Here is a 20,603-nt window from a genome sequence, read left to right as displayed (position 1 = left end):
TATTGGTATTTTGGTGAAACGGACAAATTGAAATGCGAAATAGACAATCGATAAGTTCATTTGATTTTATAACTTTACAGAAGACTTTTCAAACTCAAATAGTCCCCATTTAAAATGGAAGCCAAAACACTTTTACAAGAACATATTGCCAAAACTGCTTCGCTTACACAGGAAGAATTTGATTATTTCTTTTCGCATTTTAAGCCTTTGTCTTTTAAAAAAGGACAAACGATTATCAGTGAAGGCGATAAAGTAGATTGTGAGTATTTTGTGGTTTCAGGCTGTTTAAAAGCTTTCTTTATAAATGATGAAATCAAAATGTACATTCTGCAATTTGCGATGCCAACCTGGTGGACATCTGATTATAATGCACTGTATAACCAAACTCCTGCACAAATCAATGTTGACTGTATTACAGATGCCGAAGTATTGTGTTTATCCAGTTCTGATCGCGAAAAACTCTGTGCCGAGTTTCATCAAATCGAACATTTCTTCCGATGGAGAACGAATAAAGGTTATATCGCTTCTCAAAAGCGTCTTTTATCTTTAATGAATAATAATGTAAAAACTCGTTATGAAGAACTTTTAGCTTTATATCCGCAGTTATATAATTTAGTTCCGAAGCATTTAATTGCGGCTTATTTAGGCGTTTCGAGAGAAACTCTCAGCCGACTTCATAATTCTTAGTTTTTTTTAGCCTATTGATTTTACGGATTGATTTTTTGTTTTGCGTTGGTTTTGTTTCTCGCAGATTTTGCTGATTTGGCAGATTATTCTATTTGATTACTGTATGTAAACATAGCGCGTGGTTTTAACCACGGGGATTTAGATTGTGATAATGCATTGTGTCAATAGATTGTGTCACTACGGTTGAAACCGCAGGCAATGTTTTAAATTCTATATCTATAAAAAAAAAACTTAGAACCTTAGCAGCTTAGTCTCTTAGAGCCTCAAAAAAAAGATTGTGATCTACATCACGTAACCCATTTTCATAACCGCCGTTCCTTTGTATTGTACTTTTAAATACAATAAAAATGGAAACAATAAATTTTGAAATCGTAAGCTCAAATAGCAGCGTAGAATGGACTGGTAGAAAAGTTACCGGTGCACATAATGGTACAATTGGTATCAAAAATGGAAATTTCATCTTTAATGATGGAAAAATAAAAGGAGGAAATATTGTAATCGATACAACCTCTATTAAAATTCTGGATGTAACAGATCCGGCAACGAACACACAATTTGCAGGCCATCTTGCATCTGATGATTTTTTCTCTATTGAAAAATTCCCAACAGCTTCTTTTGATATTTTAAGTGTAAAAGAAATATCAAATACAAAATATTATTTAGAAGGAAACCTGACTATAAAAGATATTACTCATCTTGTAGGTTTTGAAGCTGAAGTAAAAAACAACAACGATATTATTTCACTTTCAGGAAAATTAATTATTGATCGTACCAAATACGATATCAAATTCCGTTCAGGAAATTTCTTCAAAGATTTAGGAGATACTCTAATCTACAACGACTTTGACCTTGATTTTAAAATCACTGCCGAAGCCGTTTTTTCAGGACAATCTAAAAACTAATTATCATGCCTTACGTAAAAATCGAATTGACCCGCGAAGGAGTAACGCGTGGGCAAAAACAAGAATTAATCAGCGGCATTACCAACCTGATTACAGAAGTATTAAATAAAGATCCACATTTAACTCACGTTGTGATTCAGGAAATTGAATTAGACGATTGGGGTTATGCAGGAGAACAAGTATCAGTATTAAGAGAAAAAGGCATTACAGCCGATAAAAAATAAAAATCATGAAAAAACAAACTATAATCGTAACCGGAGCAGCTTCGGGAATTGGAAAAGGAATCGCTAAATATTTTTTAGACAGAGGCGATAATGTAGTCATCAATTCGTTGACAGAATCAGCATTAGAAAAAACATTCAACGAATTTGGAGCAGGAGATAATCTGGCAAAATTTGCAGGAGACGTAAGCGATAAAAAAACTGGAGAACAACTGGTAAAAATTGCTTTAGAAAAATTTGGTTCTGTTGATGTACTAATCAATAATGCTGGAATTTTTGCCAGTAAACCATTCTTAGAAGTAGACGAAGCCTATTTAGATACATTTTTGAAAACTAATCTAAAAGGAACTTATTTCACAACACAATCTGTGGTTCCGCAAATGCTCAAACAAAATAGCGGTGTTGTTATCAACATCGGAACTCCATTAGTAAATCACGGTTTAGGTGGATGGCCGGCTTCAGCTCCAATCTCTAGTAAAGGTGCCATTCATGCCTTGACAATACAATTAGCGGCAGAATTCGGAAAACAAAACATTCGTTTTAACACCGTTGCTCCGGGTGTAATTCGCACGCCAATGCATGGTGACAATGCCGATGCAAGTGCAGTTTTGCATTTATTAAACAGAGTAGGGGAGATCGATGATATTTCTGAAATGGTTTACACCGTTGCCAAAAGTAATTTTATTACCGGTTCTATCATTAATGTAGACGGCGGAAAAGGTGCAGGACACAATTTAAATTAAAATGAAAACTATTTTATTAACTGCTTTTATGCTCTGGAATTTTCAGGGCATAAAAGCTCAAACTAATATTAAAATGGAAAATCAAAAGGAAATTCAGGCTATTACAGATGCTATAGAAAACTATTATTTTAAAGGCATTTATGAAGGTGATGAAATACTGTTAGGGAAAATTTTTCAGCCCGGAACATTGTTATTTGGAGATGTAAAAGGCCAGCCTTATTTTAAAACTTTCGATTTGTATTTAGACGGCGTTAAAAATCGACAAAGCCCAAAAGATTCCGGCAAACCTTTTAAAGGTGAAATTCTGCATATAAGTGTTGTCAATTCTATTGCTGTAGCGGAATTAAATGTTAAAATGTACAACTTTAATTATCGGGATTTTTTATCTTTCCATAAGATTAACGGCCAATGGCTGATCGTGAATAAAATGCTGACAGACACAAGCAAATAACTTAAATTTTGAAGCTATGTGGTACAATACAAAAGCTAAAGAATTATTAGGAATTGAATATCCAATTCTGCAGGGACCTTTTGGAGGCAATCTTTCTACAGTAGAATTGGTTGCTGCGGTTTCTAACCTCGGCGGACTTGGCGGTTACGGTGCCTATACCAATACTCCGCAGGAAATTTATGAAATTGATAAACAAATAAAAGCGGCGACAAATAAACCGTATAATATAAATCTTTGGGTTTCAGATCATGATATTCCCGCGGGTGGTTTAACAGACGAACAGTTTAATAAAGCTATAGCCGTTTATAAGCCGTATTATGATGAAGTGGGAATTGCGCTGCCGGAAAAACCAGCACCATTTCAATCAAGATTTGAAAATCAATTAGAAGTAATTTTAGACATTCGTCCAAAGGTTTTCAGCTTTATGTTTGGCGTTCCTTCAGATGATGTTTTAGAACAATGCCGCCGATTAGGTATTATAACGGTTGGAGCAGCAACAACTCTTGATGAAGCTATTTTTCTGGATAGCAAAGGAGTTGATATGATTATAGCTTCTGGTTTTGAAGCCGGCGGACATCGTCCTTCTTTCCTAAAAGATGCCGAATCATCTGTAACCGGAACTTTTGTATTGCTGCAATTGATGCGTGAAAAAATAAAAACGCCAATTATTGCCGCCGGAGGTATTGCCGATGGAAAAGGAATTGCGGCCGCTTTAACTTTAGGAGCAAGTGCGGCTCAAATTGGTACGGCATTTTTAGCTGTCGACGAATCGAATGCATTACCAATTCACAGGGAAATGCTTTTTTCTGAAGCTTCAAAAAATACTACACTTTCCCGTGCCTATACCGGAAGACTCGGACGCGGAATTACAAGCCGAATTGCAAAAGATATGACAGGAAAAGAAACAGATATACTTCCGTTTCCATTACAGACTACTTTTATTGCACCATTAAGAAAAGCGGCAATTGAACAACAAAAATGGGATATGATTCTATTTTGGGGCGGACAGATTTCTCCAATTTTAAAACATACAAAAGCCAAAGATTTGATGTATTCATTAATTGAAGAAACGACAGCCTATTTTGATGGATTAAAGTTATAATGTATCGTTTTTCATTTCGACTCTTCACGCCAAACCCGACAGGTTTTAAAAACCTGTCGGGTTTAAACTGTGTGCAAATTCGAGGGCATTTACTCTAACTGTATGAATTTCCATTATAAAACAAAGAATTATTTAAATTGGAGTTATATTTTAATTCGTTAAATATCAACAGCTTGTATTGTGTGTAAAAAGTTTTTTTAAATAAAATTCAAAAAAAATAATTCTAAATACTACTAATTAGATAGAATTAATATATATTTGTATCGCAGAAAAATTAAAAATGATACTTATCCAGAAAGACTGAGGGAATAGGCCCATTGACGTCTTAGCAACCTGTTTCCGAATAAGGTGCTAAATCCTTCCGCTGCGTGTGGACAGATAAGAAAGATTCCTCAAAATCTGAATGAGATCATTAATTAAATAACTTTTATTTTTTTAAATGAAAACAGATACAATTTTATACGCCGGTTATGAGCTTATAAATTCAATTTTCGAAGAAAACAGCCTTGTTTATTTCCGAATGCGAAAGCACTAATTTTTCACCCAATTTATTTTTTAAAATATTCCTTAAGGTCAATTTTATATCGGCCTGAAAATTCTATTGTCTAATTATAAACTAAAATCAAAATCAAATGAAAAAAATACTATTAGGAGCGGCTTTGTTTCTGGGCGTAATACAAACTCAGGCGCAGGAAAATAATTTACAGTTAAAAGGAACCGTGGCAGATACAATTGTGCCATACGTTTATCTGCAGAAATTTCATAATAAGATGTTTACCACAATCGATTCGGTAAAAGTAACAGATGGAAATTTTAGTTTCAAAACTAAAGTCAAAACTCCCGAATTATACGGATTAAGCGTAAATACACAAAGTTCTCCACTATATGTTTTCCTTGAGAAAACGCCAATTATAGTAAAATTAAGTCCAAAGAAATATTATAGTACTTCCGTGGTTGAAGGTTCTGTTTCTCAGGATTTATTCGAAAAATACAAAAAATCGAATGATATAGAAATCAGCAAATTCATTACTGAGAATCCAAAATCAATTGTTTCGGCTTATGTTTTATACAGAAACTGGTCATACAGATTGTCTCCGGAACAAATTAGACAAAATATTGCCTTGCTGGATAAAAGTCTTCAAAATACCACTTACGTGAAAGAACTAAAAGATCTGGCGCTTGTTTTAGATGGATTAGCAGTTGGCAAAAAAGCACCTGATTTTACAGCCAATGATCCACAGGGAAAACCAGTTCATTTTTATGAAAATCTGAAAGGATATACTTTGGTTGATTTTTGGGCTTCATGGTGCGGGCCATGCCGAAGAGAAAATCCAAATGTCGTAGCTGCTTACAAAGAATTTCATGATAAAGGATTCAACATTGTTGGGGTTTCTCTGGATAAAAAGAAAGAAAACTGGATTAAAAGAATTCAGGATGATAATTTAAGCTGGACACATGTTTCTGATTTGCTTTTCTGGAATAGCGCTGTTGCCAAATTATATGGCGTAAGAGCTATTCCCGGAAATTATTTAGTGGATTCAAACGGAATAATTGTCGCAAAAAATCTTCAGGGAGAAGAGTTACAAGCAACATTAAAATTGCTTTTAGATAAAAAGATTTAGTTAATTAAAATGATTAGGAAATGAATGCTATTGAATCAACATCAAAACCAACTGAAGCAGAATGTTACTTTTTTAAATTTAGAGAAAACACTGTTGGTATAAACCACACTTTTGAATCGGTATACGGAGAACAAAACTTGGTATATGCTGATTGGGTTGCCAGCGGAAGATTATATACGCCCATTGAAGATATTATGCTCAATAAAATTGGTCCGATGATTGCCAATACGCATTCACTTTCTAGCCAGACAGGAAAAACTTCAACATACGCTTATCAACATGCCAGAGACATCATAAAAAAGGCTGTTAATGCCAATGAATCAGATGTTTTAGTAACTACAGGAACCGGAATGACAGCGGCTTTATCAAAATTACAGCGCTTTTTGGGGTTAAGAAAGTATGATGAAAATGATAAACCTGTCGTTTTTATTACCCACATGGAGCATCATTCGAATCAGGTTTCCTGGTATGAAACGAATGCTGAGGTTGTGATTCTGCCTCCAGATGAAAATAATTTGGTTGATCCCAAAATTCTTTCTGAAGAGATTAAAAAATATGCTCATCGAAGCTTAAAAATAGGTTCGTTTACCGCTTGTTCGAATGTTACAGGAATTATTACGCCTTATTATGAATTGGCCAAAATAATGCATCAAAACGACGGACTTTGTTTTGTTGATTTTGCAGCTTCGGCGCCTTATGTAAAAATTGATATGCATCCAAAAGATCCTGAAGAACAATTAGATGCTATTTTCTTTTCGCCACATAAATTCTTAGGCGGTCCCGGAACTTGCGGCGTTTTGGTTTTTAATGAAAAATTATACCAATCTGATTTTCCGGATAATCCGGGAGGCGGAAATGTAAAATGGACCAATCCTTTAGGAAAATATTGTTACAGCGATGTGATTGAAGTTCGCGAAGATGGCGGAACTCCGGGTTTTCTGCAGGTAATCAGAGCAGCTTTGGCTTTAGAATTAAAAGAGCAGATGGGAGTAGAGAACATCAAAAAAAGAGAAAAAGAACTGCTTAATCTCTGTTTTTCAAGACTTCAAAAAATAAAAGGTTTATCTATTTTAGGAGATTTAACGACTGAAAGAATTGGCTGTGTATCTTTTGTAATCGAAGATATTCATTATAATCTGATCGTAAGGCTTTTAAATGACCGTTTTGGAATTCAGGTTCGCGGCGGCTGGTCGTGTGCGAGTACTTATGCGCATTATCTTTTCAACATAAATGAAAAGAAATCAGCAGAAATTACAAACGAATTATTACAGCGTAATCAAACCAATAAACCGGGCTGGGTTCGTTTATCACTGCATCCAATAATGACAAACGAAGAACTTTTTTACATCTGTAATGCTGTTGAAAAAGTAGCTTTACACTATAAAAAATGGCAGAAAGATTACGAGTATAATTCTGTTTCAAATGAATTTGAAAATCCGGAAATAAAAGATTCAATTGCAAATGAAGTGAACGAATGGTTTAAGTTAAAATAAATATTCGAAGAGTATTAAACCTGACAGGTTTTTAAAACCTGTCAGGTTTCGTTATGAATTACTTTTGTATAATAGAGCAATAAAAATGAAAGCAGTAGTATTACAGCAAAATCTTGAATTTAGATTAGAAAATGTTGAAACGCCACAACCTGAGGATTCTCAAATTCAGGTCAAAATTATAGCATCGGGTTTCAATCCAATTGATTACCAAATGACAGAAAATGGATCGGAAAGAAAGCTTCTACATTCTCCTATCCTGGGACGAGAGTTTTCTGGAATTGTTTCCGCAATTGGCAAAAACGTGACCAATTTTAAAATTGGTGATTTCGTATTCTGCGGATCGGGAAGTATGGGGTCTAACGGAACTTATGCTGAATATATTTGTATTCCTGAAGCCATTGCAGAACACAAACCCGAAAACATTTCTTTTGAAGAAGCTGCAGTAATTCCGTCAGCAGGTTTAACTGCTTTGCAGGCCTTTAACAGAATGAAGGTTTCCGTAACAGATTCGATATTTATTAACGGCGCAGCTGGCGGAGTGGGAAATATTTTAATTAAGATTCTTATCGCTAAAGGTTTTACCAATTTTACGGTAACGGCTGGAAATGTAAATAGTATAAAATCTTTGATTGCAATTGGCGTAAAGCCGAAGCAGATTATCAATTATAAAAGAGAAGAAGTTTACGATACAGCATTTTCTTTAAATAAAAATAAAAAGTTTGATATAGTTGTTGATTTAGTTGGAAATGCTTCTGCTGAAACGGCAGCTAAACTATTGAAAATAAACGGAATTTATATCGATATAACTAATTTCTCAACTTCAGAATCCCGAGATGTTTTATTTTCAAAAGGAGCTACAATTCATAATATTTCCAATTATGCTTACGGACTTGAAAAAAGATATGATTATTATAAAAACGGTTTAAAAGAGTTATCTAATTTATTAGAAAATAAATTTATTACACCGCCGGCAATTGCTGTAATTGGAGATTTAAATGCAGAAACTGTAAAAAATGCGCTTACAATATTGCGGGAAAATAAAACTGAGGGCAAAAAATTAATAATGCAGACAGGCGCCAAAAACTAAGGAATCGTTATAGTAATCTATTATTTTGATAGGATAATAAAAGTTTTGTGTTTTTTGCATGAAAATTAAATTTATCTGTTTAAATTTGCATTCGAAATGAGAAACAGGAACCAGATTTTGAATTATTATTATAACACCAGTATGATGTGCTGTGTTATAGTTATGGAGTTAATTGATCTGGCTTAGATATATAATACGATTTATTTAAAAAGCCTTTCATGAAGATTTGAAAGGTTTTTTTGTTTTTAACTGAATTCGAACAAATGATTGAATTAAAAAATGTTACCAAAACTTTTCACCAGAAAGACAGAATTGTTTCTGCTCTATCTGATGTTTCGCTTACAGTTCCGCCGGGAAAAATCTTTGGTGTAATAGGAACTTCCGGAGCTGGGAAAAGTACACTTATCCGATGTGTGAATCTTTTAGAAAGACCAACTTCGGGAGAAATTATTGTTGATGGAAAAGCCTTAATGCAGCTTTCAAACGCTGAATTAGCAATTGAAAGAAGACAAATAGGAATGATTTTTCAGCATTTTAACCTGCTTTCTTCAAGAACTGTTTTTGATAATGTGGCTTTTCCGCTTGAATTGGCCGGAACGTCTAAAAACGAAATTAAAATACGCGTTTTAGAATTATTGCAATTGGTTGGTTTGTCTGAAAAAGCAAATGATTATCCTGCAAGCCTTTCGGGCGGACAGAAACAAAGAGTTGCCATTGCAAGAACTTTGGCCAATAATCCAAAAGTTTTGTTGTGTGACGAAGCTACAAGTGCGCTTGATCCGGCAACAACACGTTCTATTTTAAATCTGCTTAAAGATATTAACAGTCGTTTAAACATCACTGTTTTATTAATTACACACCAAATGGAAGTCGTAAAATCAATTTGTGATGAAGTTGCGGTTATCAGCCACGGAAAACTAATTGAGCAGGGAAGTGTAGGTGAAATTTTTGCAGACCCCAAACATGAACTAACTAAAGAATTTATTTCTTCGTCGCTTCATCTGGAAATTCCAGCCGTTTACGAAGAGAAATTGCAAAAAGAAGATAACGGGACTTTAAATCCATTATTGAAGCTTGAAATGACCGGAAAATCTGTAAATGAGCCTGTTATTTCAGAAGTATCAAGATTGTTTGATACCAATTTTAAAATCGTAAGCGCACAGATGGATCAGGCTGGAGATGTCAATTTTGGCGTTATGCTGATTGAATTATCAGGGAAACGTGAAAACTATGATGCGGCGATTCAATATTTTATTTCAAAACACATTAAAACAGAAATTATAGGTTATGTCTGATTCTATTATAGACTTATTGTTAAAAGGAACCTGGGAAACAATTGTTATGACATTTGTATCGGGATTTTTCGGTTTCTTAATCGGACTTCCAACGGGAGTTTTGCTTTTTCTAACCCGAAAAAATCAAATATTGGAGCAGCCGGTTTTAAACAAAACATTGTCCGTTTTAGTAAATGTATTTCGTTCAATTCCTTTCATTATTTTAATCGTTTGGATGATTCCGTTTACGCGTGCCATTGTAGGAACTTCGATTGGTGTTAGTGCTGCTTTGGTTCCGTTGAGTATTGGTGCGGCGCCGTTTATTGCCCGTTTAGTAGAAAACAGTTTATTGAGTCTTCCATCAGGATTAATTGAAGCTGCAAGAGCTTTAGGAGCAACACCTTTTCAGATTGTATATAAAGTATTACTTCCGGAAGCTTTGCCATCTTTAATAAATGCCGCTTCGATTACTTTAATTACACTAGTTGGTTATTCTGCAATGGGCGGTGCAGTTGGAGCAGGCGGACTGGGACAGGTTGGTTATCAATATGGTTATATTGGTTATGATGCCGTTACAATGAATTCGGTTTTGTTTTTACTGGTCGTTTTAGTATTTCTGATTCAGTTTGCCGGAGACCGATTATCAAAGCATTTCGACCACAGATAATTATCAATTAAAAATTAGGAATTAAAAATTAAAAATAGATTTGTCATGAAAATAAATTTCTTGAAAACAGCCGGAATTTTAGCTTTATCGTTGGTTTTAGCTAATTGCGGAAAAAGTAAAAATAATGATCCGCATTTTATAAAAGTTGGTGTAGCTTCTGGACCGGAATTAAAAGTGGCTGAAGCTGCCAAAAAAGTTGCCAAAGAGAAATTCGGACTTGAGGTTGAATTAGTTTCTTTTAATGATTATGTTATTCCAAATGAAGCTTTAAGTCAGGGTGATATCGATGCAAATGCTTTTCAGCATAAACCATATTTAGATGAGCAGTCTAAACAGCGTGGTTATAAATTAGCAATTATAGGGAATACATTCGTTTATCCGATTGCGGCTTATTCAAAAAAGATAAAAACACTTTCGGAATTACAAAATGAAAGCACGATTATTATTCCAAATGACCCAACAAACGGCGGACGTTCCTTATTGCTTTTGCAGAAAAATAGTTTGCTAAAATTAAAAGAAGGAGTTGGTTTATTACCTAAAGTAACAGATATTGTAAGTAACCCTAAAAACTTAAAAATATTAGAATTAGAAGCACCTCAATTGCCTCGTGCGTTAGACGACGCAAACGTTTCTATTGCTATTATTAATAATACTTTTGCTTCTGCAGCAGGTTTAGTTCCGTCTAGGGATGCGTTGTTTATTGAGGATAAAGAATCTCCTTATGTAAACTTAGTTGTAAGTAGAGAAGACAATAAAAATGAAGAAAAAGTAAAACAGTTTCTGCAGGCTTTTCAATCTCCGGAAGTAGAACAGGCTGCTATTCGTGAGTTTAAAGGCGGTGCCGTAAAAGGCTGGTAAATTAATTGTAAAATTGTTAATGGTTAATTGTGAATGAACTTTTGTAATTAATAATTAGATATATTTTAAAAGGCAGATGAATTTTTTTTTCATCTGCCTTTTTTATTTTGTGTTTTTTTGTGATTTCAAATTTATCTTTTTGAAGCTTATATAAGGCCTAATTGTCTTGCTTTATTTATAAGCTCTGTATCGCCGCCTTTTTCTAATAACAAATTACTTTTGATATTCGCTTTTCGTTTTTCAACAGAACTCATTGAAAGCGGAATGTGATTTGGAATATTAACTGTTTTTACACCTTGTGAAAGCAAAATTAAAATCTGGCTGTCGTATTCGTCCCAATTCAGGTTACGATGCGTCAGCTTTTTTTGTGATTTGATAATTTCATCGCTATAAATCACTTCGCCTTTTAGAATCTTCTTGCAAATGTCCGGGAATGATTCAAAATTAACTTCGCTTTTAGATATAAAACCATCAGGGTTAATTGATTTTATAATTCTGTTTACTATAAAAGCTTCTGTATGCATGGTTAATAATAAAACCTTACACAAAGGATGAGTTTTTCTAATCGTAAGTGCTAAATCTATACCGTCTGTAATATTTGCTTCTTCATAAGACGGAAGATTAACATCAAAAATTGCAAAATCAATTTTAGAGTTTTGTTTTTCCATCAGCAACATAGTTTTGTATGCTGTTTCGCAATTGTATTTTTTGAGGAAAGTAGGTTCGGTTGTGTCAAAACTATCATCAGACAGCAGGTTAACATAGCTGTCAACTGTCATTGGGTGATCATCAACAATCAATATAGTGAGTGACATTTTTTGTAAAATTTATCCAAATTTTACAATGTTACGGATTTCCCGTAAAATATGCAACTTTTTTAAATGTTTTTTTGCAAAAACATAAAAAAAGGCACCCATGAAAAATAAACTAAACTACATCCTTCTTACAGCAATCCTTTTATTAAATTTAGCTTGTACAAATGACGATTTTGAAAATGAAGAACTTAGTGCAGTAAGTAAAAAAGAAACAGCCGTTAATTTAAGTGAAGCTGATGCAGCCGCAAGCGCAAAAACAGCCGATACAACAAAAGTTAGTATAAATGCTCAATTAGCAGTACCAGACGGTGAACCTTTTAATCCAAAAGTTAAATAAAGTGATATTTAGTTATATTTTTTGAAGGCTATAATACTTATATTTAAATATTATAGTCTTCTTTATTTAATTTATATTTGAACTGAACAAAAAAAGTATAGTTTTGAGGTTGAAGTTTAAAATATATCTTTCAATATTTCTTTTAGCAGTAATTGCGGTTTTGTTGGTTTACAATAAAAAAGTTGAATTAAAAACCGGCAATTTAAATCAAAACATTTTTAACACAGAACGATACAATAGAATCTCAGGAACAGCAAAAGAAAGATATTTAGACTCGCTTGTGAACTTTTTAAAGAACCAAAAAAATGATTCTATGGTTCGAAATTTATACTTAAAGACAGGCGAAGAATATTACTATCTTAATAATTTAAAAAAATCACATTCTTCTAGTTTAAATGCTTTAAAGTTGTCACGAGAAGAAAATGATAGTTCCAGAATTGCAAAATCGCTGTATTTTATTGGAGATTGTTACGAGAACTCTCAAAAAGACAGTGCCTATTTCTACTATCTTCAGGCTCAAAAAATTTACTTAAAAATTCACGATTACAATAAATTAGGGCAAATGCACTTTAATAAAGCCTATGTTCTTTTTTATGACGGGAATTTTGTTGAATGCGAAGTCGAACTTACAAAAGGGCTAAGTTATTTAAAAAACTCCGATAATTTAAAGCTTTTATACTCCTGCAATACCTTAATGGGGAATTGTTTAGAGAAATTGTTTATGTACGATCAGGCTTTAAAATACCATCAGTTGGCATTGTTGAATTTGAAGATGATGAAAAAAAGCAATATTGATAGTGATGAAGTTAATAATTTTAACATCCCATCCGTGATTAATATTTGCAATCTTTATGATTTAAAAGGAGATCATGCCAAAGCTATTAATGAATTAAGGCCTCTGCTTACTAAAAATTTAAGGAAAAATTGGCCTCGCCTTTATGCTATTGTTTTAGCGAATATGGCGTATTCTAAAATGCTGAATAAAGACTATAAAAATGTAGAATCTATGTTTTTGGAATCTTTAAAAATCGTTGACAGTTTGGGATATACTTCTGATGTGATGTATAAAAAAATAAATTTAGGAGAGTTTTATTTAACCCAAAACGATTCCTTAAGATCTTTAAAAACTTTAAAAGAAGCCTATAATTTATCGATTGAATTAAAAAACAGTAAAGAAACTCTCAATACATTAAAATTACTGACGAGAGTTGATGCTAAAAAAAGACTTTTTTATGCCAATCAATATATTGCGATTAGTGACAGTATAAGCAGTGTTCAGAGCCGGACAAATAATAAATATGCCAGAATTGAATATGAAACGGTTAAAGTTGAAGATGAAAACAAAGTTTTAACCAAGAAGAATTTTTATATTCTGATTATTTCGTTTGGAGTTTTTTTAATTCTGTCAGCCATTTCGGTAGCTATTTACTTAAAATATAAAAATAAAGAATTGCGGTTTGTAAAACAACAGCAAAGCGACAGCGATGAAATTTATCAGCTTTTAAGTGAACAGCAAAACAAAATTAACGCCGCAAAAGAAGAAGAAAAAAATAAAATTGCCAGAGAACTTCATGACGGCGTAATGAATAAAGTATATGGCATAAGGATGAATTTGGGATTTTTTAATTCTAAATCAGATGAAAAAGCTGTCGAAAAAAGAAAACAATACATTTTTGAATTACAGAATATAGAAAATGAAATTAGATCGATATCTCACGATCTTAATCAGGATTCATTTTTAGCGAGCAGTGATTTTAATACGCTTTTATCTAATTTAATCAAAAGTCAGAATGATATAAGCAAAACGCATTTTAATTATTTTGTTGATGAAAAATTCGAATGGGAAAAAGTCGAAAATATTTATAAAATAAACTTTTACCGCATTATTCAGGAAGCACTTCTAAATATTCAAAAATATGCCCAGGCATCAAAAGTAGATGTAAAAATTGAACTTATAGATAAAGAGGTTTTACAATTGTCGATTATCGACGATGGTGTAGGCTTCGATATTCATACAGTAAAAAGAGGGATTGGTTTATCTAACATAAAAGAAAGAACCAATTCGTTAAAAGGTCAGTTTGAAGTAAACTCCAAAGTAGGAGCAGGTACAGAAATAATAGTAACTTTTACTATTTAGAATAAAAAATAAGCAGCTAAAAAAAAAGTCTTATTGTTTTGTTTTTCAAACTTTTAAAGGTTTTTTGAGTTTCACAGGCAAAGTAAATTTGTACTATGAATTTCAAAAAACATTTTTATGAAACTTACCACTTTAATTTTACTTTTTACTGTTAGTATTTTTGGTAATCCAAAAGAAAATAAAAACGATAATACCCCAATAAATCCTGAAATGGAAAGATTTAGTAATCAGCTTTTAGAAGTGAAAGCAATGATTGCAAAAAATGGTTCTTATAATAACAAAATTGCTTTTTTTGTTGATATGAGAATAAAATCAGGAAAAAACAGATTTTTTGTTTATGATTTAGAAAATGATACAATTTTAGAAGAAGGACTTGTTGCAAACGGTTTTGGCTCTGAAACAAATGTTAGGGGAGAATTAAAATTCAGCAACGAACCAAATTCTAAATGCACATCTTTAGGAAGATATGCTGTTGGAAAATCCTATAAAGGTATGTTTGGAAAATCTTATAAATTATATGGATTAGACGAAACAAATAGTAACGCTGTAAAAAGAGCGATTGTATTGCATTCGTATTCAGCAGTTCCAAATGAAGAACAAGATTATTATATTTCAACAAGCCACGGCTGCCCAATGGTTAGTGAGACATTTTTTAAAAAAATAGAAAAGATAATTGATGGTTCTAAATCGAATATTATTTTAAATATTTATTACTAATTAAAAGTATATATGGTTGAAAATTAGTTCATAATTGATTATATAATTGACAAAGACAGTCTTATGAGGCTGTCTTTTTTGTTGAATACTTCTTGCTTTTTTAACATTTACGCATTGTGTTTTTGAGTAATAATTGATTTTTAATAAAATATGTTAATTTTTCTGTTTATTTTCGTTTTAGTAATTCTTTTCCGATCATACGATTAAAAGTTATATATTTGTTAGAGAACAAATCCAAAACATACCCATGCAAAACAACTTACTTAGTGGCTTGAAAGAGCACGAAAACAAATTATTAACTATTTGGTCACAAATTCTATTAAACAGCGGATCTGGAGATGGAGCAGTGGAAGAAGAAGAATCTAAAGAATTTGCCTCTCTCTTTCTAAGTGCACTAGCTAAATCTAAAGGAAAATATGAAGATTCGGAAGATTTTGAAAAAGTTCAGGACCTTATCGTCGGAATATCATCTTCAAGAGGAAAACGCGGATTTTCACCCAGAGAAAATGCACAATATTTAATCTCTTTTAAAGAAGCCTCTTCACAAATTCTTTCTGAATTAATAAAAGAACCGGCACAACTTTATGATGCCAACTTACAGCTTAATGCAATTTTAGACAATATGATGATTATGACATTTGAAGCCTTTATGAAAGGCAGAGAAGATGTTATATCAAGACAAGTTGATGAAATCAGCGAAATTTCGACACCAGTAATCACGGTGTGGGATGGTATTGTTGCTTTGCCAATTATTGGAACATTAGACAGCTCAAGAACACAAGTTGTAATGGAAAATTTATTACAGCAAATTGTAGATACAGGAAGCTCAATTGCTATTCTTGATATTTCTGGTGTACCGGCTGTAGACTCTCTTGTTGCTCAGCATCTTATCAAAACTGTTAGTGCAACACGTTTAATGGGAGCAGAATGTATCATTAGCGGAATTCGTCCTGAAATTGCACAAACAGTAGTGCATTTAGGAATTGACCTTACAGGTATTATTACTAAAGCATCTCTGGCAAGTGCGCTTCAAACTGCATTTGATATGTTACAGCTGTCTGTTGTAAAAAGAAGAAAAATTGTAGAATAAGACTTTATTAATAATATGGAAAGAATTCCTATACTTAAAATGGGGGATTTTTTGCTTGTGACGATACAAGTAGATTTATACGATCAGCTGGCAGAAAATCTAGAATCAGATTTGATTAACACAATTAGTAAATATAGTTCAAAAGGTGTATTAATAGATATATCTGCCGTTTCTATTATCGATTCATTTATGGGACGAATATTAGGAAACATTGCTGTTATGTCAAAAATATTAGATGCACAAACTGTTGTTGTAGGTATGCAGCCTGCAGTTGCAATTACGTTAGTTGAATTAGGTTTATCCTTAAATGGAGTCATAAGTGCCCTTAACGTTGAAAAAGGTATGGATCTACTGCGCTCAAAAATGCACAATAGTGATAACGAAGAGCAGGAGTATGACGACGATAACGAACAATAAAGAAGAAGCCTTAATAATAAAAGAACAAGACGTGGTGCCTTTGCGTAACCGCGTGAAGGAGTATGGGGTTAAGATTGGGATGAGTATTTTAAACCAAACCAAATTAATTACTGCCACAAGCGAACTCGTTCGTAATCTTTTAAAATATGGAGGCGGAGGAAAAGTTATTATAGAATCTGTAAGTAACGGACGCGATAATGGTGTACGTGTTACATTTATTGATAATGGCCCCGGAATAGCAGATATAGATTTAGCAATGAAAGACGGATACAGTACAGGAAAAAGTTTAGGCTTAGGTTTGCCCGGAACAAAAAGACTTGTCAATGAATTTGACATTAAATCAGAACTTGGAAACGGCACTACCGTAACTATAACAAAATGGAAAAATGGATAATACATTTTTCACTTATAAGATAGATGATCGAAGCCTAATTGCCTTTATAAAAAGAGAAATACACAATCTTGTACTTCAACTCGGTTTTTCACCGCACAGAGCTGCCGAAACAGACATAATTGTTGCTGAACTTACCTCAAATCTTATTAAATATGCAAAGGGCGGCGAACTTTTGTATCGTGCTCATTTAGACGGAGAATATAATGCAATCGAAATTTACTGCCTTGATAACGGAGTAGGATTTGAAAATGTTGCCAAAATTATGAATGACGGTTATTCGTCTTCAAATACACTTGGCCACGGGTTGGGCTCAATTAAAAGACTCAGCAATGATTTTCAGATTTATTCTATGAAAGACTGGGGCTGCGTGCAATACATTAAAATTTGTGAAAAACCAGATTTTCAGGCTCCGGCTATTCAAACCGGATTAAATTATGCCGCAATAGCTGTAAATTATCCAGGTGAAAAAGATTGCGGAGATGGGTATTATATAAAACAAACCCGAAAAGGTTTTCAGATATTTGTTGGTGATGGATTAGGACATGGCCAAAATGCGCATGAAGCGGTACAAATGGCATTAAAAGCTTTTAGACAGTCTGGTGATGCGGAACCTGCAGATATTTTGAGAGACATTCATACAAAAGTAAAAAAGACCAGAGGACTTGTAGCCACAATTGTTTCAGTCGATTATAAAACAGAAGTTTGGACTATCTGCGGTATTGGCAACATCAATACCCGCATTTATAATGGTTTAGAAAATAAAACCTATACGCCCTATAATGGTATTATCGGTCATAATATTCCACGGACATTAAATAGCACAATTGTTCCTTTTAAAAAGCATCAGATTATTGTTATGCATAGTGACGGATTACGTACAAGATGGAATCTTAATGACTTAACATCTATATTAAAACAAAATCCGGGTATAATTGGAGCATCTATTTTTAAAGATAACATAAGAGGAACTGATGACGCAACAATTCTTGTAGGTAAAATAATATGAGTACCATGAAAGAGATCATAAAAATAAATCTTGACAACGAAATGGACTTGATACTGGCCCACAAACGATGCATGAAAATTGCAGAAATGTGCGGTATGGCATCATCTTTTCAAACAAGGTTTTCTACAGCAGTATCTGAAGTGGCAAGATGCTCTATTGCAAAGGGTAAAGACTCTTTGCTTGTTCTCGGTATTAATATTATTAAAGCCACTCAAAAAGAAATTGTAGCCATTATTACAGACACTATAGATTTAAAAAGCTGCAGTCCCGAAGCTTTTAATTATGCATCGAGAATTTCCGGAAATATTGAATACAGTTACTTTGACAATCAATCTACTACAAAAATAAGTCAGCAGGTTGCTTCTCCGGGACTTCTGTCAGAAACAAAAATAAAAGGTCTTATCGATTATTTTAAATTCGAGCCGCCGTTATCTCCGTATGACGAAATCAGAAAGAAAAATATCGAACTTATTGCTCTTTCTGAAAAACTGGCAGAGAGTGAAAACAAATACAAACAGCTTGCTAATACCATTCCGATTTTAATTTGTGTGGTAAACGAACGTAGTACGATTCTTTTAACCAATGAATCATTAGAAAGTTATTTAGAAGTTCCGCTGCTTGCTTTCGACAAGAAAAACCTCAGTAATTTTATTCATGCAGATGATGTAGACGGAATATTAGAAGGCTGGAAAACAGCAAAAGCAAACCGATCTGAATTTTTAGGCGAAACGAGAATCAAACATGGTTCAAGTTATATCTGGCATTTAGTTTCGATCATGCCAAATAAAGCTGAAGACGGCTCATTTAATAGCTGGTTAGTTTATTTTGTAGACATCAACGCCCAAAAAATGGTTGTTGAAACACTGAAAGATAACACGGAATTAAAAATAATTCAACGTGAATTAGAAAGTGCCAACTCAAAACTGATGTTTAAAAATAAAGAGCTGGAACAGTTTGCTTATATTGCTAGTCATGATTTGCAGGAACCGCTTCGCAAAATTATGATTATGCTGTCGCGTGCCGGAGAGCATTTAAGCGAAGACCAAAGAAAACAATATTATTTTGACCGAATCACGCTGGCGGCAGGAAGATTATCCAATTTAATTACCGATGTTCTTAATTATTCGAGAGTTGACAATAGAAACCAGGAATTAAAAGAAGTTGATCTTAATGAAATTCTTTTAGAAATTTTAGGAGATTTAAGTCTGGTTATTGAAGAAAAGAATGCCATAATTGATATTCAGCCATTGCCGAAAGTTTTAGGACTTGATACACAGCTGCGCCAGTTATTTTACAATTTGGTCAATAATGCACTTAAGTTTAATACTTCACAGCCATCAGTAACAATTTCGGCAACGATTGTTCCCGAAAATAATACCGTAGTTTCGCCAGAAAATTATCATATTATTTCGATTGCTGATAACGGAATCGGAATGGACAGCCAATATTCAGAACGAATTTTTGATATGTTTCAAAGACTGCACGAACGTGATCAATATGGCGGAAATGGTATAGGACTTGCTTTGTGTCGCCGAATTATCGAAAACCACAACGGTATTATCAATTTTACCAGCAAACCCGGAGAAGGTACAATCTTTTGGATTTATCTTCCGAAAAAATAACAGTAATAAAAAAAGGCAATCCGTAGATTGCCTTTTTTTATGAAGAGAAAATAAATTAACCGTGAGCAGCAACAGAAACGTCAGCCCATTCTTCCCATGTTTTTAGTTTTTGCTCGTAAGTTTGTTTAGCAAATGGTAAAGCGACTTTTCCTAAAAATAAACGTAATGGAGGGTTTTCAGCTTCAACCAGTTTAATAATTGCCGGAACAGTTGCTTCAACTTTTCCAAAAGTATCAGGATCGTGTCCATCTGCAATGGCTTTTTTAATTCCGTCATAAGCAGGAATACTTTCGCTATGGAAACCGTTACCCCAAATATCAGTATAATAACCATTTGGCTCAACCAAAGTAACGTTGATTCCAAATTGTTTTACTTCAGAAGCTAAAGTTTCGCTTAAACCTTCAACAGCAAATTTTGAAGCATTATAAATTCCAATAACCGGTAAAGTTGTAATTCCTAAAATAGAAGAAACCTGAATAATATGTCCGCTGTTTTGGTTTCTCATAATTGGTAAAACAGCTTGTGTTAACCATAAAGTTCCAAAGAAGTTTGTTTCAAACTGTGCTCTTGCTTCGGCTTCACTAGCTTCTTCAACTGCACCGTTTAAAGCATAACCTGCGTTATTGATTAAAATATCAATTGTTCCAAAGTGATTTTTCACTTTTTCTACAACTGCTAATGATTCCTCACGCTTGTTAACGTCAAGTTTTAACGTTAAAAGTGCATCCCCATATTTTGCTTTTAAATCATTTAATGTATCGATATTTCTGGCTGTTGCAGCTACCTTATATCCTTTTTCTAAAAATGCTTCTGTCCAGGCTTTTCCAAATCCTTTTGATGCTCCTGAAATTAAAATTGTTTTTGACATGATTTCTTAAATTTTTAATTGTGAATTTTTAATTGTGAATGTTCTTATTTAATTGGTATTGTAATTTTTATTGAAATTGATTTTTGAAATTGA

General features: G+C 33.3%; 22 protein-coding genes and 1 riboswitch. Of the genes, 20 read left to right on the top strand and 2 right to left on the bottom strand.

The genetic code is table 11. The annotated features are described in order from the left end of the window. The first annotated feature begins 114 nt into the window (after positions 1-114). From ABDW27_RS02050 to metQ, 12 genes are all read left to right on the top strand, one after another. Complete coding sequence (locus ABDW27_RS02050) at positions 115-687, top strand: Crp/Fnr family transcriptional regulator (protein ID WP_343694391.1); 573 nt, start codon at positions 115-117, stop codon at positions 685-687. Between the two features lie 347 nt (positions 688-1,034). Beyond that, complete coding sequence (locus tag ABDW27_RS02045) at positions 1,035-1,589, top strand: YceI family protein (protein WP_343694390.1); 555 nt, start codon at positions 1,035-1,037, stop codon at positions 1,587-1,589. Positions 1,590-1,594: 5 nt separating this feature from the next. Beyond that, positions 1,595-1,813 carry a 4-oxalocrotonate tautomerase family protein gene (locus ABDW27_RS02040; protein WP_012025971.1) on the top strand — a complete coding sequence of 73 codons (219 nt, stop codon included), beginning with the start codon at positions 1,595-1,597 and terminating at the stop codon, positions 1,811-1,813. Between the two features lie 5 nt (positions 1,814-1,818). Next, on the top strand, positions 1,819-2,553 hold the full coding sequence (locus ABDW27_RS02035; protein WP_343694389.1) for an SDR family oxidoreductase: 735 nt from the start codon (positions 1,819-1,821) through the stop codon (positions 2,551-2,553). A 1-nt stretch (position 2,554) separates the two neighbouring features. Further along, positions 2,555-3,004, top strand: coding sequence for a nuclear transport factor 2 family protein (locus ABDW27_RS02030; RefSeq protein ID WP_343694388.1), 450 nt, complete (start codon positions 2,555-2,557; stop codon positions 3,002-3,004). 16 nt (positions 3,005-3,020) lie between these two features. Then, positions 3,021-4,106 (top strand): nitronate monooxygenase, encoded by a 1,086-nt coding sequence (locus ABDW27_RS02025; RefSeq protein WP_343694387.1) that lies wholly within the window; start codon positions 3,021-3,023, stop codon positions 4,104-4,106. A gap of 284 nt (positions 4,107-4,390) precedes the next feature. Continuing rightward, positions 4,391-4,491: riboswitch (SAM riboswitch) on the top strand. A gap of 247 nt (positions 4,492-4,738) precedes the next feature. After that, a complete protein-coding gene (locus ABDW27_RS02020; protein WP_343694386.1) occupies positions 4,739-5,728 on the top strand; it encodes a TlpA disulfide reductase family protein in 990 nt (329 codons plus the stop codon). A gap of 20 nt (positions 5,729-5,748) precedes the next feature. Further along, complete coding sequence (locus tag ABDW27_RS02015) at positions 5,749-7,221, top strand: aminotransferase class V-fold PLP-dependent enzyme (protein ID WP_343694385.1); 1,473 nt, start codon at positions 5,749-5,751, stop codon at positions 7,219-7,221. An 85-nt stretch (positions 7,222-7,306) separates the two neighbouring features. After that, positions 7,307-8,308 (top strand): NADP-dependent oxidoreductase, encoded by a 1,002-nt coding sequence (locus tag ABDW27_RS02010; RefSeq protein ID WP_343694384.1) that lies wholly within the window; start codon positions 7,307-7,309, stop codon positions 8,306-8,308. A gap of 263 nt (positions 8,309-8,571) precedes the next feature. Further along, on the top strand, positions 8,572-9,603 hold the full coding sequence (metN, locus tag ABDW27_RS02005) for a methionine ABC transporter ATP-binding protein MetN (protein ID WP_343694383.1): 1,032 nt from the start codon (positions 8,572-8,574) through the stop codon (positions 9,601-9,603). Next, positions 9,596-10,249, top strand: a complete 654-nt coding sequence (locus tag ABDW27_RS02000; RefSeq protein ID WP_343694382.1) for a methionine ABC transporter permease MetI — start codon at positions 9,596-9,598, stop codon at positions 10,247-10,249. Before metN ends, ABDW27_RS02000 begins: the two co-directional genes overlap by 8 nt. Positions 10,250-10,294: 45 nt before the next feature. Then, on the top strand, positions 10,295-11,107 hold the full coding sequence (metQ, locus tag ABDW27_RS01995) for a methionine ABC transporter substrate-binding lipoprotein MetQ (protein WP_343694381.1): 813 nt from the start codon (positions 10,295-10,297) through the stop codon (positions 11,105-11,107). A gap of 146 nt (positions 11,108-11,253) precedes the next feature. Here the strand turns inward: metQ and ABDW27_RS01990 are convergent, their stop codons facing one another. Then, positions 11,254-11,922, bottom strand: coding sequence for a response regulator (locus tag ABDW27_RS01990; RefSeq protein ID WP_343694380.1), 669 nt, complete (start codon positions 11,920-11,922; stop codon positions 11,254-11,256). A gap of 100 nt (positions 11,923-12,022) precedes the next feature. Between ABDW27_RS01990 and ABDW27_RS01985 the strand changes: the two genes are divergently transcribed. From ABDW27_RS01985 to ABDW27_RS01950, 8 genes are all read left to right on the top strand, one after another. Next, the gene (locus tag ABDW27_RS01985; protein WP_343694379.1) at positions 12,023-12,259 is read left to right on the top strand and encodes a hypothetical protein; all 237 of its coding nucleotides are present in this window, start codon (positions 12,023-12,025) and stop codon (positions 12,257-12,259) included. Positions 12,260-12,572: 313 nt separating this feature from the next. Beyond that, a complete protein-coding gene (locus ABDW27_RS01980) occupies positions 12,573-14,396 on the top strand; it encodes an ATP-binding protein (RefSeq protein ID WP_343694378.1) in 1,824 nt (607 codons plus the stop codon). A gap of 117 nt (positions 14,397-14,513) precedes the next feature. After that, positions 14,514-15,113 carry a murein L,D-transpeptidase catalytic domain-containing protein gene (locus ABDW27_RS01975; RefSeq protein WP_343694377.1) on the top strand — a complete coding sequence of 200 codons (600 nt, stop codon included), beginning with the start codon at positions 14,514-14,516 and terminating at the stop codon, positions 15,111-15,113. Positions 15,114-15,360: 247 nt separating this feature from the next. Continuing rightward, the gene (locus ABDW27_RS01970) at positions 15,361-16,203 is read left to right on the top strand and encodes an STAS domain-containing protein (RefSeq protein WP_343694376.1); all 843 of its coding nucleotides are present in this window, start codon (positions 15,361-15,363) and stop codon (positions 16,201-16,203) included. A gap of 15 nt (positions 16,204-16,218) precedes the next feature. Continuing rightward, a complete protein-coding gene (locus tag ABDW27_RS01965; protein WP_343694375.1) occupies positions 16,219-16,620 on the top strand; it encodes an STAS domain-containing protein in 402 nt (133 codons plus the stop codon). Then, positions 16,598-17,014, top strand: coding sequence for an anti-sigma regulatory factor (locus tag ABDW27_RS01960; protein WP_343694374.1), 417 nt, complete (start codon positions 16,598-16,600; stop codon positions 17,012-17,014). The genes ABDW27_RS01965 and ABDW27_RS01960 overlap by 23 nt, the downstream gene beginning before the upstream one ends. Next, positions 17,007-18,020: a SpoIIE family protein phosphatase gene (locus ABDW27_RS01955; RefSeq protein ID WP_343694373.1), complete on the top strand. Its 1,014-nt coding sequence runs from the start codon at positions 17,007-17,009 to the stop codon at positions 18,018-18,020. The genes ABDW27_RS01960 and ABDW27_RS01955 overlap by 8 nt, the downstream gene beginning before the upstream one ends. A 5-nt stretch (positions 18,021-18,025) precedes the next feature. Further along, positions 18,026-19,642, top strand: a complete 1,617-nt coding sequence (locus tag ABDW27_RS01950; protein WP_343694372.1) for an ATP-binding protein — start codon at positions 18,026-18,028, stop codon at positions 19,640-19,642. A 55-nt stretch (positions 19,643-19,697) separates the two neighbouring features. Here the strand turns inward: ABDW27_RS01950 and ABDW27_RS01945 are convergent, their stop codons facing one another. After that, the gene (locus ABDW27_RS01945) at positions 19,698-20,510 is read right to left on the bottom strand and encodes an SDR family NAD(P)-dependent oxidoreductase (protein WP_343694371.1); all 813 of its coding nucleotides are present in this window, start codon (positions 20,508-20,510) and stop codon (positions 19,698-19,700) included. Positions 20,511-20,603 lie beyond the last annotated feature (93 nt).

It is taken from the genome of Flavobacterium sp., from assembly GCF_039595935.1.
Lineage (GTDB): Bacteria > Bacteroidota > Bacteroidia > Flavobacteriales > Flavobacteriaceae > Flavobacterium.
This window is presented reverse-complemented; position numbering and strand designations above follow the sequence as displayed.

Coding starts and splice junctions, on each gene's coding strand:
- ABDW27_RS01950 (WP_343694372.1), top strand. CDS start 18,026: ATGAAAGAGATCATAAAAATAAATCTTGACAACGAAATGGACTTGATA.
- ABDW27_RS02050 (WP_343694391.1), top strand. CDS start 115: ATGGAAGCCAAAACACTTTTACAAGAACATATTGCCAAAACTGCTTCG.
- ABDW27_RS02040 (WP_012025971.1), top strand. CDS start 1,595: ATGCCTTACGTAAAAATCGAATTGACCCGCGAAGGAGTAACGCGTGGG.
- ABDW27_RS02035 (WP_343694389.1), top strand. CDS start 1,819: ATGAAAAAACAAACTATAATCGTAACCGGAGCAGCTTCGGGAATTGGA.
- ABDW27_RS02025 (WP_343694387.1), top strand. CDS start 3,021: ATGTGGTACAATACAAAAGCTAAAGAATTATTAGGAATTGAATATCCA.
- ABDW27_RS02030 (WP_343694388.1), top strand. CDS start 2,555: ATGAAAACTATTTTATTAACTGCTTTTATGCTCTGGAATTTTCAGGGC.
- ABDW27_RS01975 (WP_343694377.1), top strand. CDS start 14,514: ATGAAACTTACCACTTTAATTTTACTTTTTACTGTTAGTATTTTTGGT.
- ABDW27_RS01945 (WP_343694371.1), bottom strand. CDS start 20,510: ATGTCAAAAACAATTTTAATTTCAGGAGCATCAAAAGGATTTGGAAAA.
- metQ (WP_343694381.1), top strand. CDS start 10,295: ATGAAAATAAATTTCTTGAAAACAGCCGGAATTTTAGCTTTATCGTTG.
- ABDW27_RS02020 (WP_343694386.1), top strand. CDS start 4,739: ATGAAAAAAATACTATTAGGAGCGGCTTTGTTTCTGGGCGTAATACAA.
- ABDW27_RS01980 (WP_343694378.1), top strand. CDS start 12,573: ATGGTTCGAAATTTATACTTAAAGACAGGCGAAGAATATTACTATCTT.
- ABDW27_RS02000 (WP_343694382.1), top strand. CDS start 9,596: ATGTCTGATTCTATTATAGACTTATTGTTAAAAGGAACCTGGGAAACA.
- ABDW27_RS01960 (WP_343694374.1), top strand. CDS start 16,598: ATGACGACGATAACGAACAATAAAGAAGAAGCCTTAATAATAAAAGAA.
- ABDW27_RS01985 (WP_343694379.1), top strand. CDS start 12,023: ATGAAAAATAAACTAAACTACATCCTTCTTACAGCAATCCTTTTATTA.
- ABDW27_RS02045 (WP_343694390.1), top strand. CDS start 1,035: ATGGAAACAATAAATTTTGAAATCGTAAGCTCAAATAGCAGCGTAGAA.
- ABDW27_RS02015 (WP_343694385.1), top strand. CDS start 5,749: ATGAATGCTATTGAATCAACATCAAAACCAACTGAAGCAGAATGTTAC.
- ABDW27_RS01990 (WP_343694380.1), bottom strand. CDS start 11,922: ATGTCACTCACTATATTGATTGTTGATGATCACCCAATGACAGTTGAC.
- ABDW27_RS01965 (WP_343694375.1), top strand. CDS start 16,219: ATGGAAAGAATTCCTATACTTAAAATGGGGGATTTTTTGCTTGTGACG.
- ABDW27_RS01970 (WP_343694376.1), top strand. CDS start 15,361: ATGCAAAACAACTTACTTAGTGGCTTGAAAGAGCACGAAAACAAATTA.
- ABDW27_RS01955 (WP_343694373.1), top strand. CDS start 17,007: ATGGATAATACATTTTTCACTTATAAGATAGATGATCGAAGCCTAATT.
- metN (WP_343694383.1), top strand. CDS start 8,572: ATGATTGAATTAAAAAATGTTACCAAAACTTTTCACCAGAAAGACAGA.
- ABDW27_RS02010 (WP_343694384.1), top strand. CDS start 7,307: ATGAAAGCAGTAGTATTACAGCAAAATCTTGAATTTAGATTAGAAAAT.